Raw genomic sequence first — 12,515 nt, forward strand, 5'->3', positions numbered from 1 at the left:
GGCGGTGGTGCCGACCGCTGTGGCACCGGTCCCCGGCTCGCCTCCGTGCCGAGCCGAATCATCCGCTTCCCGCCGGTCCTTGAGGCCCGAGATGCATGAACTGAGTGGCGGACGTAGCCTCTTAGAGAGCCACCTCCGACCGAGTCGAGCGTTCTCGCTCCACACGGACTGGAAAGTCATCATGAACAATCGCCTGGCAATCACCTGCGCGGCGGCAATATTGGCTGTGGCCGGCAACGTGCCCGTGGCCTCAGCGCTCCCGGCCGCGCCCGGCCTGGTCGCACCGGCCGCGACAGTCACCCCCACCAGTTTCACGGCGCAGCAGTCCGGCAGCAACTGGACCATCACGTTCTCCCGCGACCTCAGTTTCTCCGCCTTCGAGGTGCGGAACCAGTTCCCCTTCCAGGGCTGGGCAGAACTGTGGGAGCAGGACGAATCCGATGACGACTTCATCAGCAGGACCCGCGTGTCGAACATCACGCCCAGCTCCGGCGGGCTGACGCAGACGGCGACGTTCCGGCCGACGAGCAGTCAGCTGGACACCGAATTGGGCGGCGAGGAAATCTACGCGAAGGCCTTCCTGAAGAACCTGGAGACCGGCCAGGTATTCCAAGTGGCGAGCCACCGCATCCAGATCTCGCCCTGAGCGCGCTGCCCCGCCTGCGCTGCGCTGCGCGGGAAGCGTTAGCCCTGTGGGCGCCGCCAGTCCTCGCCGGGGCCCCGTAGCCGTCGGGAGACGGTCACGGGGCCCCGCCGGGGCACGGTCTCGGGGGGCGCCGCGATCCGCCGGACGGCGATGTCTTCAGTGACGTCGGACGCGGTGCGCGTCGAGTGCGGCCTCCAGATCCACGTCCGCGCCGGGCAGCCACTGCGGCAGACCCGGGATGCGGGACATGGCTTCCATGAGGGTGTCGACCATGGGGCCCTCCACGGTCGGTCCGTGGGCGGACAGCAGCCTGGCGGCCGACAGGGAGGACGCGTTCCGCAGGTTCCGGCCGAATTTCTCCGCGTCCGCCATCGCCGTCCACGGGGCGATTGCCCGGTTGAGCACCTCGAAACCCGCGAGGAAATTCCACGCGGACAACGCCCATGTGCCGCGCGCTCTCGGGGAGTACGGTGCCGAAGCTGTCCGAACTGAAAAGCGTCCCGTCCCGGTGATCGAACATCGCCGGCGTTCCGGGCGAGTCGAACGTGGGCGGGCGGAAGAAGGTGAAACGCCGGTCCCCGATCGCCATGCGGCTTCCGGGATTGACCGTGATCACCCGCTCCAGCACGATCCGCGCACCATCACCATGGACCAGATCGCCAAAGCCGCCGGCGTCGGCCGTGCGACGCTCTACCGCAGCTTCCCGGACCGGTCCGCCGTCGCCACGGCGCTCCTCGACGAGCACGAACGGCGTCTGCAGGGCCAGATGATCTACGGTCCGCCGCCCCTGGGTCCGGGGCGCCTCCCGCCGATCGCCTGGCGGCCTTCTACATCGCCGTGCTCGACCTGCTCCGCCGCCACCTGCCGCTCGCCCTCGGTGCGGAGACCGGCCCGGCCCGCTACACCACCGGCGCCTACGCCTTCTGGCGCCTCCATGTGCGCACCCTGCTGGAAGCCGGCGGGGCGGACGACCCCGACGCGCTCACCGACATCGCGCTGGGTCCGCTGGCACCGGAGCTCTACGACCACCAGCGCAACACCCTCGGCCTTTCGCACGAGCGCATCGCCGAGTCACTGTCCCTGCCGGCCCGGCGACTCCTGCCCGGCCGGTGAGCAGGGCCGCACGGCGCAGGAACGGCAGCACGGGAAATGGCGGCCCTGAACCGAGCGGGTGTGGGAACAGGCAGTCAGGGCAGCGAACCGCGGTGTGCTCTTCGGGCGCCACTGTGACACGGCAGTGACAGCAAACGAATCACGCCGGCCCGCTGGGGCCGCTTTCATGTCTGTACAAGCGCCGCCCGGTTCGCGGTGGCGCGCTGACATCAGGGGTGGGATCAGCGTTGAGGAACACGTCGGGAAGAGGCCGCAGGCTGACGACGGTGCTGCTGGCGGGCACGCTGGCCGGGTCGGCGTTGGCGGCGGTCACCAGTACCGCGTCCGCGGCCCCGAACACCGCCGCTGCGGCCGTGGTGCCGTCGGGTCCGGGCATGGAACTGTCGGCCGCGTCGTTCACCCAGATGACGGTGGACGACGTCGGCCGGCGCGTGTGGATCGCCGGAGACCGGGTCTATCCGGACGGGTCGCGGGACGGCGAGCTGGTCGGCGTGCTCTACGGGGGCGCCGGGCCCGCCGTCGCGAGCGCCCACATGACCGCTCCCCTTTCCGGCGTCGCGGTGGAGCCGGACGGCTCGAAGGTGTACGCCGGGCAGTCGGACCACATCGCGAACTACTCCCACGAGAACGGGTTCCTGTATCCCCTCGCCCCCATTCCGGCGCCGGCCGACGGATGCGGGCGGGAGCTGGTGCACACCGGCGGGCGGTTGTTCTTCACCAGTCGGCCGGCCGCGTCGCCCGAGGCCTGCGCCGACGGGCTGGGCAGTGTCGGCGTCGCCGGGACGGCCCAGGGCGGCACGGCCGGGGAGGTCATGTACTCGAGCACCCCGGTCCATCTCGAGGGAGGGCCCGGAGGCCTGCTGGTGACCGCACCGGAGCGCTCGTCCCCGAGCGCCGACCCCGACCTGGGGATCTACCGGGTGACCGACGGGACGGACGGGAACGTGCTGGAGTTCCTGGGTGAGCGCCGGTTCACCGAGGACGGGTCGGAGCGGGGCATGGACTTCCGGGACGCCGACTTCTCCGCGGACGGCTCCGTCCTCGCGGTGGCCGACGGGGACCGGGGGACCGTGTTGCTCGCCAGCCAGGACGCCCGCTTCCTCGAGAACCCCTACGAGCCGCTGCCGGCAGGCGTGACGCCCACGGCCGTCGCCTTCAGCCCCGACGGCAAGTGGTTCGCCCAGGGCGGCGCGGCGTCGGGCGATGCCGCCGACCTGACCCTGGCGTTCGCCGACCCGTCGGTCGAGTGGCAGCCGCTGCGCATCAGCTTCGAGGACGAGGCCGCGGGCCACCGCGTCGTCCCGCGCGGCATGGAGTTCTCCGGCGACGGGCAACAGCTCTTCGTCGTGACCTCCGACCAGGAGGGCACCAGGTTCTGGCTGCACACGATCCAGACCAGGGAGGCCCTGGCCCCGTCGCGCTTCGTGGACGTGACGCACGGCCCGGCCGTCGCCGGGGAACCGTTCAGGATCACCGGACGACTGGACCTGGACGGACCGGCACCCACCGAGGCGCCGCGGATCACGGTGCTGCGGCTGAACGGTCAGGAGGTCGCCGACCTGCCGCCGGTTCCGGTCGCCGAAGACGGAACGTTCGCCGTGGAAGACGTCCTGCCGGACCGGGCCGGGGACGTCCACTACGTGCTCGGCTACGCGGGCGACGAGGTCCACTACCGCTCGGAGCACTGGCTCGTGGTGGACACCGTCCGGGCGCCGGACACGGTGTCCCGCGGCGGCCGGTAGCCGGCGCGCGGCCCGGCGGGCCTCCTCCGCGGCCTGACGGATCACGCGGCCGGGCGAGCACTGCGCCGGGCCGGTGCGGGGTGCTGGCGCAGACCGCAGGATCGCCACGGTCGGGCAGCCGCCGGCCGAGGAAGAGCGGAGCCGCCGGCTGGGGCCCTCGCCGCCCGCCTGGGTCCGCGTGGGCCTCGGCGGGCTCGCGGCCGACACCGGTCCCGAAGGCGGCGCGGGTGCTGCCACATGACCGGGCCGTGCCGGCGTCCCGGCGACCGGGACGAGGCCCCGCTCGGCAGCTGCGTACGCGCGTCCAGCCACTGGCCGTGACGTGGGCGTGGCCGGGAAGGGCGGTCGCCTGCGCGGCGAGAGGCTCCATGAGGCTTCAGCCGAACCATCGTCACCTGCCCGATGCGGTCTCCACATAATCGGACAGACGTACCAAGGGTGATGCGTCGGAGTTGACGACGTCGGCGGAGCCCCGGGCTGGCACTCTGCTGGGAGCACGGCGAGCAGGTCGATGCGCCGGCTCGTCGGTGCCGCGGTGCTGCGGTGCTGCGGTGCTGCGGCATCACGCAGCCGGGGAGCGTGATCGGGGAGGCGGGACCTCGCGGGCGGTGCCGCGCCTCGGGGAGGAGGGCGCCGTCGACGCTGGGAGGATCGTGACACGTCGGCACGTGGCCGGGACCGACCGGCCACCTGGTCCAGGGGGCGAGGGGCCACGCCAGGTGCCCCGCCATGTCGCATGTGTGATGGACGGCAATGGACGGTGGGCCGCGCAGCGGTCGCTGCCGCGGACCTCGGGGCACCGGGCCGCGGAGACGGCGGTGATCGACGTCATCGAGGCCGCCCGTGCGGCCGGCATCGGGTGGCTGAGCCTGTACGCGTTCTCCACCGAGAACTGGCGCCGGCCGAGCGCGGAGGTCGACTTCCTCATGCAACTGGTGCGTCGCGTGGTGCGCAAACACGCTCCGCTGCTGCACGCGCGCGGCATCCGCTGCCGCTTCCTCGGCGTGACCGATCCGCGGGTGCCCGCGGCACTGGCCCGGGACTTCGCCGACCTGACGACCCTGACCGGCGACAACCGGGGCATGACGCTCACCGTCGCCTTCGACCACGGCGGGCGCCGGGACATCGTGGAGGCCGCACGCTCCCTGATCCGCAGCGGTGTGACGGCCGACGCGGTGACCGAGGAGAGCTTCGCCGCGCACCTGCCCTTCCCCGACACCCCCGACGTCGACCTGGTCATCCGGACGTCCGGGGAACAGCGCATCTCCAACTTCATGCTCTGGCAGGTCGCCTACGCCGAATGGGTGTTCCCACCCGTGCTGTGGCCCGACTTCCGCGCACCGCACTTCCTCGAGTGCCTGCGCACCTTCCAGCAACGCGATCGCCGCTTCGGTGGCGTGCTGCCGCACCAGAACGGAGAGCACCGACCGTGACCCACGCAGACAGCGGTTCCCGGGGCACCACAGGCACCCACGCCACGGGATCGGACGGCTCCTCACAGCCCGGCGCCGAAGGCGAGGCACCACTGCCCCTGTTCGGGCCCGGCTCGCAGTTCCACGAGTTCTTCGACGACCCGCGCTGGGCACTGGCCATGGTCCGGGCGACCGTCCTCGAAGCGGCCCATCCGCAGATCGGCGCGGCCCTGATCGACAACTCCACGTTCGTCGCCCACCCCTGGCGGAGGCTGCGCAACACCTTCCTGAGCCTGCAGCGCATGTTCGGCGCCGACGATCAGGTCCGGCAGCGGGAGGCGGCCCGGCTCAACCGCCTGCACGCCCGGCTGAACGGCACCGACCCGCGAGGCCGTCCCTATGACGCGATGGCCCCGAAGGTGCGGGCCTGGGTGGTGGCGACCATGTTCGAGAGCGCCGTCACGATGTGCCGGCTCAGCGGGCAACCCCTCGATCAGCGGGCCATGGAGCGGCTGTACACGGAGTTCCGGGCCTTCCTCGCCGCCATGGGCGACGAGGAAGGCCACCTCCCGCCGGCGCTGCACGAGTTCTGGGGCTACTACGACCGGGTGGTCGAGGAGGAGCTGGAGAACACGGAAGCGATGCGCATCATCCTCTACAAGCTCTTCGATCACCTCCCGGCCCCGCCGCTGCTGCAGGGCCTGCCCACCCTGTGGGCGGCCGGCCGCGCGATCGCCGGCCCCGTCATCGGTGCGATCACCGTGGCGTCCCTGCCCGAGCCGTTCCGCCGCCGGGCGGGACTGCCCGAACTGCCCGGCGCGCAGACCCTCATGCAAGGCGCCTACCTGGCCGCCGGCCTGGCCCGCCTCCTTCCGGACGGCTGGGTCCAGGCCGGTGCCATCACCGACCTGCTGTCCCTCTCCCCCGACAGCGACGACCCGCGAGCACGGACGATCACCGCCCTGCGCGCCAGGATGAACCGGGCCGGCGCCCTGATCCGGCTCATCACCCCGCTTCCCCCCGAGCCGGAGCCCGGCGCGGACAGCGGGATGCGGCGCAGCGCGGAGGAGTTCTTCACACAGGTGCTGGACCAGACCGGCAACGGCTACGTCGACTGGCCCGACCTCGCCGCCATGGCGCGCGAGCTGTCCAGCCGGCTCGACCTGGACGAGCCCGAGGAGACCCGGCTCTACAACGCCTTCGCCGACTGGTGGCGGGAACTGCAGACCGCCCTCGACACCGACGGCGACGGCCGGATCAGCGCCCAGGAGTACGCCGCGGCCGTACCCTCCCTGGCCGGTCCCGCACTGATCGAAGTCGCCGAAGTCCTCTTCGACGCCACCGACAAGGACGGCAACCAGACCATCGACGCCGCCGAGTACCGCGCCCTGTTCCGCACCGCCTTCCAGCGCGACACGAACGGCACCGGGACGACGTACACACGCAGTGCGTTCGTCAAGGACTTCCTGTCCTTCATGACCGGCCGGCGGCGCACCTCCCCCTACGACCCGCTCCTCGCACAGGCGTGACACCTCCCGTCACGCTCCCCGGCGCACGGCGGCGACGTGGCGCGCCGGCGCCGGGGATCAGCGCGGCGCCGAAGCCCGCGCGCACCGATGCGGCTGCCGTCCGAAGTCCGTGAGCCGCGAACGCGTCAGCAAGCGGGCAGGCCCAGTCCGTCGCGGTCGCCGTCGGTCAGCCAGATGACGGAGAGGTAGCCGGTGCGGCCGTCGTCTGCGCGCAGCCGGTACCAGAGGGTGCTTTCGTCCAGGCCGCGGTTGGAGTCGTCGACGGTGTCGTCGTCCTGGCCGTTGGTGACCCGGTCCCCGGTGGTCCGGCACAGGGCGGTCAGGCGGTCGCCGGGGGCGAGGTCGCCGGGGACGTTGCAGGCCGGTTGCCTGTCCTTGCAGTACGTCTGTGGCCGGGTGGACAGATAGGCGGGGTGCTCGGTGTCCTCGCGCATCTGCGTGGGCCCGTTGGTCACCTCGTTCTCCACCGTCACGGTGACGTGCGGCGCGGGCGGTTCGGAGGTGGGTGTCCCGGTCGGGCCGGGATCCGGAGGCGAGGCCGGAGCGGAGGTGGCCGGCGGGGGCGGTGCGGAGGATGCCGGAGGCGCGGGTGCCGGGGTGGAGGGCTCAGGCTCGCCGAACAGCTCGTTGACGAGGTCGTTGTCGCACTCGGGGGTGCGGGTCTGTTCTGCGACGGGGATCTCGGCGGAGAAGACGTAGCCGCGGCGGCCCGGGTGGGGGGCGCCGGCGGCGGGGGTGACGAGGAACCAGCGGCGGTCGGTGTCCGCGCGGTCCGGGACGCGGCCGGAGTCGATCCAGCATTCCATCGTCACCAGCGTGCCGTCGGGGAGCCGGTCGACGATGTCGCAGCCCGTGGTCTGCCCGGTCGTGGGCAGACCGGGGCAGGAGCGCAGGTTCACCGAGCCGGAGCCGTCATGGGAGCGGATCACGCTGTCCCCGGAGTCGCGGGTCACCCGGGAGGCCGACGCGACCTCGGCGTCACCGCCGGCGGCCGGGTCGTTGCGGCTGGCCGAGGCGATCAGGTACCCGACGAGCAGGGCAAGCAACACGAGCGGGACGACGAGCAGGGGGTGAATGCCGCCGCGTGCGCTGGTGTCGGGTTCGACGGACATGGCCAGCTCCTTCGCCGGTCGAGGTGTCACGCTGGGGGACGGGGGTCAGGCGGCCGCGTCGGCGTCGGTCGCGGAGCAGGCCGGGAGGCCCGGTTCGCCGGTGTCGACGTACACCGCGGGCACCCATTCGCCGGTGCTCATGAGGTACCAGATACCGTCCCGATGAGGCGTGGGCCCGGTGTAGTAGGGGCCGAGCTCGATGACGCGCCCGCCTTCGACCTGGCACTTCACCTTGATCGGGTCGGTGCGGTGGTACCGGCCCGTGAACCCGCCGGTGTAGCCGGTCCTGTAGGTCGGGTAGACGAGAACGATCGCGTCGGCGTCCTCCGGGTCGGTACTGGCGTCCTCGTCGTTGGACCATGCGATCTCGGCGTCGACGTAGGGCTGCGTGCCGGTGGCTCCGCCCGTCGAGGAGACGGTGGCCGGAGCGGGGCGGCCGTCTGCCGCGTCGTCGTGATCGCCGCCTTGTGTCTTGACGACGAGGAGGAGCACGCCTGCTCCCAGCAGCAGGCCCGCCCCGGCCAGCCAGGCCGCGCGCCTGTGGATGCGCTGGGGCCGGCTGCCGTGCGGGGTGAGCGGGGCCGGTCCCCCGTCGGCCTCCTCACCGCAGCCGGTGGTCTGCCCGCCGTCGGCCGCCATGCCCGTGGTGGTCGGCTGCGTGTCGGCAGCGGGCGGGGAGGCGTCTTCGCCGGGGGTCGCCACGGGGCCGGTGGCGCGGTACGCCGGCTCCGGTTCGCCACCGCAGGCCCGGTAGGCGTCCGCCCAGCGCCGCACCAGTCGGTGGCGCGCCTCGTCTTCCCCGGGAGGGTGCAGGTGGGCGGCCCACAGGTCGACCAAGGCCCTGACGTCACGCCACGGAAGCGGCCTGACCTGTTGCGCGTCCTCCTCGTGGGAGGCCGTCTTGGGGTGGACGGGCCTTGTCCGCTTCTCGACTTCTCGAAGGTCGAGCCCTTGTTCCCGGGCGAGGCCGTGGAGGGCGCTGACGGCTGCCTGGAAGTCTCGCCAGGTGGCAGCTCCGGGGCGTTCGGTGATCCGGGCGAGCAGGTCTTCCCAGGATTGCTGCGGGCTCATGCGCTGACCGTCCTCCTTGCTCTGGACACCCCAGCATGGCTGATGTGCCGTCAGCGCAAGAAGGTGGGTTCTGCACTATTTTGTGGATCTTGTGCTTGGTGTGCGGGGAGCGGCCTCCGAGCTGGGGGGACACGGCTGCGCACGGCTGCGCGCGGAGCGGCAGCGTTCCGGCGGCAGGGGCGGCAGGGGCGGGCGAGGGGCCCGGTCGGGCGGAGACGCCGGCGGCGCCAGCCGGCGGGATGCCCGTCGGTCCGTGCGAGCACGGCCAGGACATCGCCCGGATGGCGCCGCGTCCGGGGCCTGCTGTCAGCAGTAGAGGTTGGCGCCGGGTGACGTGCCGAGGATCTGCGTGAACCGCTGGTAGTTGTTCACGCGGCTCTGCACCTGCGCCGGGTTCTTGCCGTCGCACTCCAGGGAGCCGTTGATGCTGCGGATCGTCTGGCCGAAGCCGGCGCCGTTCACCATGGCGTTGTGCGGGGTCATGCTGCCGGGACCGGTCTGGGTGTTCCAGTACCACAGGGCCGTCTTCCAGGCGACGGCCGAGTCGTTCTGCACCAGCCAGGGGTTGTTGAGGAGGTCGATGCCGAGGGCGTCGCCCGCCGCCTTGTAGTTGAAGTTCCAGCTCAGCTGGATCGGGCCGCGCCCGTAGTAGGCGGCCTGCCCGGCCGGACAGCCGTAGGGGCGGCCCCAGTCGCAGTAGTGCGGGTAGTTGGCGGTGTTCTGCTCCACCACGTGCACCAGACCGCCGGTCTCGTGGCTGACGTTGGCGAGGAAGGCCGCGGCCTCCTGCTTCTTCACCGTGTCGCTGCCGGTGTTCGCGAAGCCGGGGTAGGCACTCAGGGCGGCGGTCAGGCCGCTGTAGCTGTAGAACGAATTGCGGTTGGGGAACATCTGGTTGAACTGCGCCTCCGACACGACGAAGCGCGCGTTGGGCGTGCCCGGCGTGGTGTCGCAGGCGTACGGCTCCCAGTACCAGGTGCTGATGACCGGGTCGTAGCCCGGGTTGGCGTGCTCGGCGATGTACGCCTTGCCGTCGGTGTAGCGGACGATGTCGCCGGCGTTGTACGACTTCCCGGCCACCCAGTTGGGGTAGGTGGAGCACGCCGCGGCGGCGGCGTTCGACGCCGGCAGCAGCACGGGGGCGGCGGTTGCGAGGGTGAGGGCGGCCAGGACGGCGGAGACACGGCGTCTCGACACGGGATCGACTCCTTTGCGCGGAACACGGCCGCTCCCGGTCGGGGGCACGGCGGAGCAGAGCCTTCGCCGCACGCACCGGCGGACCGGTCACGCCCGCGGGCGCGGCCGTGGTGGGGGGTTGTGGACGCACACTCAACCGTGTTTGGTCTGTACCAGTCAAGGGTGTAGACCAGTCAGGCACAGATCAGTCGGCGAGCCGGTGCCGGGTGAGCGCCGGAGGAGTCCGCCCTGTGGAGGTGGTCCGTCTCCGGGGGGGCGGTCCGGTCATGGGATAGCGCTTGAGGCACGCGCGGCCGGCCGGACGCCCGCGTCGGAGCACGGCCTTGGGCGGCGTGTCCCCGGCATGGAAGCAGCACCCGTATCGGGAACTCCCGAAGGCGCGTTGCACTCATCATCCATGGGCATGGGGCGCGCCGTGCAAGGACGCCGTACCCCGCCCGCCTCTTCCGAGACCCGAGGATCCGACGTGACCTTCTCACCGCACCGGCGCCTGGCCGTGGGCGCCACCCTGATCGCCGCCGTCGTCGGCGGGGTCGCCCCCGCCACCGCCGCCCACGCCACCCCCACCCCCCACGCGACCCCCGCCCCGGCCGCTGCCCACGCGGCCGCTCCCGCGCCCGACATGGAGGGCGTGGCCGCGGCGCTGAACGCCGCGATGGCCAACGGCGCACCGGGGGCCATGGCCCGGTACACCGGGCCCGAGGGCGTCCGCGCCCGGACGGCCGGGGTCCGGGACCGGGTCTCGGGCGCGGCCATGGACAGCCGGGCGCGGTTCCGCGTGGGCAGCGTCAGCAAGACCTTCTCGTCCGTGGTGCTGCTCCAGTTGGCGGACGAGGGCCGAGTGGAACTCGACGCGCCGGTGGACCGCTATCTGCCCGGGCTGCTGCCCGACGAGCGGATCACGGTGCGTCACCTGCTGACCCACCGCAGCGGCCTGGCGGACTACACCGACAAGATGTTCGCCCAGACCGTGCCGGGCTTCGAGTCCGTACGCAACCGGGTGTTCGGTTACCGGGACCTCGTGGAGCTCTCGCTGCGCGAACCGCGCACCACCGAGCCCGGCGCGGCATACACGTACTCCAACGCCAACTTCGTGGTCGTGGGCATGCTCATCGAAGAGATCACCGGCAGGCCGGTGGGCCGGGAGTACGAGCGCCGCATCTTCAAGCCGCTGCGGCTGCGCAACACCGCCTACGTCCACCCCGACACGCGCATCAAGGGCCTGCACGTGCGGGGTTACCTGCACCCCGACGAGGACGGCGCGCCGCTCGTGGATTCCACCGAGCAGACGGTCTCCTGGGCGCAGTCGGCCGGGGCGGTCATCTCGAACCCGGCGGACCTGAACACCTTCATGACCGCGCTGATGCGGGGCCGGCTGCTGTCGCCGCGGATGCTGGACGCCATGACCACGGTCACCCCGACGGACGCCACGAACACCCGGTTCTACGGGCTGGGTCTGCGCCGCTACGACCTGTCCTGCGGCGCCCAGGTGTACGGGCACACCGGCACCGTGCAGGGGTACTACACCTACGCCTTCGCGACCCGGGACGGCCGGCGCGGACTGTCGGCCATGGCGAACACCTCCAACCGGGGGGCGGCCAACACGGCGCTCGGCGGGACGCTGGAAGCCGCCTTCTGCGGGAAGAAGCCCGCGGCCGCGACGGCTTCGTCACGTGCGGTGCGTGGCGTACCGGTGCTGCCGGCCGAGGAGGACCTGCCCGAGCGCCGCTGAGGCGGTCCGGGGACGGTGGGGAGCCGGCGGCATTCCTCCGTGGCGGCCGCGGAGGGGAGCGCCTCGGGTGCGGTCAGCGCGGTCAGCGCCGTCCGGGAACCCTGGCCGGGGCGGTGCCGCCGGTGTGGCTCGCGGTCGTGGCGACACGGCGCTCCCTCCGGACCTCCGCGGTCCGCCGGGCCACGGACACGGCCCGGCTCCCGCACGGGGGTTGCCGCCGAGCAGTGCAGACGCTGCCCGCGCCGGTCGGCGCCGCGCCGGTCGATGGGGTAAGTGTGGCAGGAGCGGAGCCGAGGATCGCTGACGGAGGTGTGCCGGCCGGATGACCAACCGTATCTGTACCCTCGGGCACTCGACGCGGGACTTCGACGAGGTGATGGAGATGCTGCGCGCCCACGACGTGACCTGTCTGGTCGATGTCCGCTCGTTCCCCTCGTCCCGGAAGTACCCGCAGTGGAACCGGTCCGCGATCGAGGAGTCTCTGCCGTCCGGTATCGGGTACCGCTGGATCCGCCGCCTCGGCGGCCGCCGGCACACCCCCAAGGGCGTGCCGAGCGAGAACGGCGCCTGGCGGGTGAAGGCCTTTCGCGACTACGCCGACTACATGGCCGGCGAGGAGTTCGCCGCGGGACTCGGGGAACTCCTCCGGCTGGCCGAACGCGAGCGGCCCGCGATCATGTGCAGCGAGGCGGTGCCCTGGCGCTGCCACCGGCGGCTCATCACCGACGCTCTGATCGTCGCGGGCGTGGAGGTCGTGCACATCATGTCCCCGGCGTCGTCCAAGCCGGCCGTGCTGAACGAGCACGCGCAGGTCCGCGACGGGCACCTGGTCTACCCGCCACCACCCTGACAAGGCACCCTGGGCCGAGTGGGCCCGCCTTCCCGGCGGCAGGCGGGAGGACGTTCCCAGGCGCCGTACGGAGGGCGAGGAGCGCGACGCCGGGGTGACGCTCCTCGCCGT

At 72.3% G+C, this 12,515-nt stretch carries 11 protein-coding genes; 7 read left to right on the plus strand and 4 right to left on the minus strand.

Going from position 1 to position 12,515, the window contains the following annotated elements:
- Window positions 1–181 precede the first annotated feature (181 nt).
- Window positions 182–646, plus strand: a complete 465-nt coding sequence (locus tag SGLAU_RS00725) for a hypothetical protein (RefSeq protein WP_043497402.1) — start codon at window positions 182–184, stop codon at window positions 644–646.
- A 156-nt stretch (window positions 647–802) separates the two neighbouring features.
- On the opposite strand, the gene SGLAU_RS35490 is transcribed toward SGLAU_RS00725, so the two are convergent.
- Window positions 803–1,051 carry a hypothetical protein gene (locus tag SGLAU_RS35490; RefSeq protein WP_162484289.1) on the minus strand — a complete coding sequence of 83 codons (249 nt, stop codon included), beginning with the start codon at window positions 1,049–1,051 and terminating at the stop codon, window positions 803–805.
- Window positions 1,052–1,483: 432 nt separating this feature from the next.
- Between SGLAU_RS35490 and SGLAU_RS36095 the strand changes: the two genes are divergently transcribed.
- The 4 genes from SGLAU_RS36095 to SGLAU_RS00750 all read left to right on the plus strand — a co-directional run bounded on the left by SGLAU_RS36095 (window position 1,484) and on the right by SGLAU_RS00750 (window position 6,442).
- The gene (locus tag SGLAU_RS36095; protein ID WP_244315374.1) at window positions 1,484–1,759 is read left to right on the plus strand and encodes a hypothetical protein; all 276 of its coding nucleotides are present in this window, start codon (window positions 1,484–1,486) and stop codon (window positions 1,757–1,759) included.
- Window positions 1,760–1,986: 227 nt separating this feature from the next.
- Window positions 1,987–3,501, plus strand: a complete 1,515-nt coding sequence (locus SGLAU_RS00740) for a WD40 repeat domain-containing protein (protein WP_244315143.1) — start codon at window positions 1,987–1,989, stop codon at window positions 3,499–3,501.
- 743 nt (window positions 3,502–4,244) lie between these two features.
- Window positions 4,245–4,934, plus strand: coding sequence for a polyprenyl diphosphate synthase (gene uppS / locus SGLAU_RS00745; protein ID WP_043497405.1), 690 nt, complete (start codon window positions 4,245–4,247; stop codon window positions 4,932–4,934).
- 92 nt (window positions 4,935–5,026) lie between these two features.
- Window positions 5,027–6,442 carry an oxygenase MpaB family protein gene (locus tag SGLAU_RS00750; protein ID WP_043506080.1) on the plus strand — a complete coding sequence of 472 codons (1,416 nt, stop codon included), beginning with the start codon at window positions 5,027–5,029 and terminating at the stop codon, window positions 6,440–6,442.
- A 125-nt stretch (window positions 6,443–6,567) separates the two neighbouring features.
- On the opposite strand, the gene SGLAU_RS00755 is transcribed toward SGLAU_RS00750, so the two are convergent.
- The 3 genes from SGLAU_RS00755 to SGLAU_RS00765 form a co-directional block, all read right to left on the minus strand.
- On the minus strand, window positions 6,568–7,554 hold the full coding sequence (locus tag SGLAU_RS00755) for a hypothetical protein (protein ID WP_043497406.1): 987 nt from the start codon (window positions 7,552–7,554) through the stop codon (window positions 6,568–6,570).
- A 45-nt stretch (window positions 7,555–7,599) separates the two neighbouring features.
- A complete protein-coding gene (locus SGLAU_RS00760; RefSeq protein ID WP_159072747.1) occupies window positions 7,600–8,625 on the minus strand; it encodes a hypothetical protein in 1,026 nt (341 codons plus the stop codon).
- A 306-nt stretch (window positions 8,626–8,931) separates the two neighbouring features.
- Window positions 8,932–9,822 (minus strand): glycoside hydrolase family 19 protein, encoded by an 891-nt coding sequence (locus SGLAU_RS00765; protein ID WP_043497410.1) that lies wholly within the window; start codon window positions 9,820–9,822, stop codon window positions 8,932–8,934.
- Window positions 9,823–10,288: 466 nt separating this feature from the next.
- Between SGLAU_RS00765 and SGLAU_RS00770 the strand changes: the two genes are divergently transcribed.
- The gene (locus tag SGLAU_RS00770; RefSeq protein WP_244315144.1) at window positions 10,289–11,554 is read left to right on the plus strand and encodes a serine hydrolase domain-containing protein; all 1,266 of its coding nucleotides are present in this window, start codon (window positions 10,289–10,291) and stop codon (window positions 11,552–11,554) included.
- A gap of 322 nt (window positions 11,555–11,876) precedes the next feature.
- A complete protein-coding gene (locus tag SGLAU_RS00775; RefSeq protein ID WP_043497411.1) occupies window positions 11,877–12,404 on the plus strand; it encodes a DUF488 family protein in 528 nt (175 codons plus the stop codon).
- The last annotated feature ends 111 nt before the right edge of the window (window positions 12,405–12,515 follow it).

Source organism: Streptomyces glaucescens, from assembly GCF_000761215.1.
GTDB lineage: Bacteria > Actinomycetota > Actinomycetes > Streptomycetales > Streptomycetaceae > Streptomyces > Streptomyces glaucescens_B.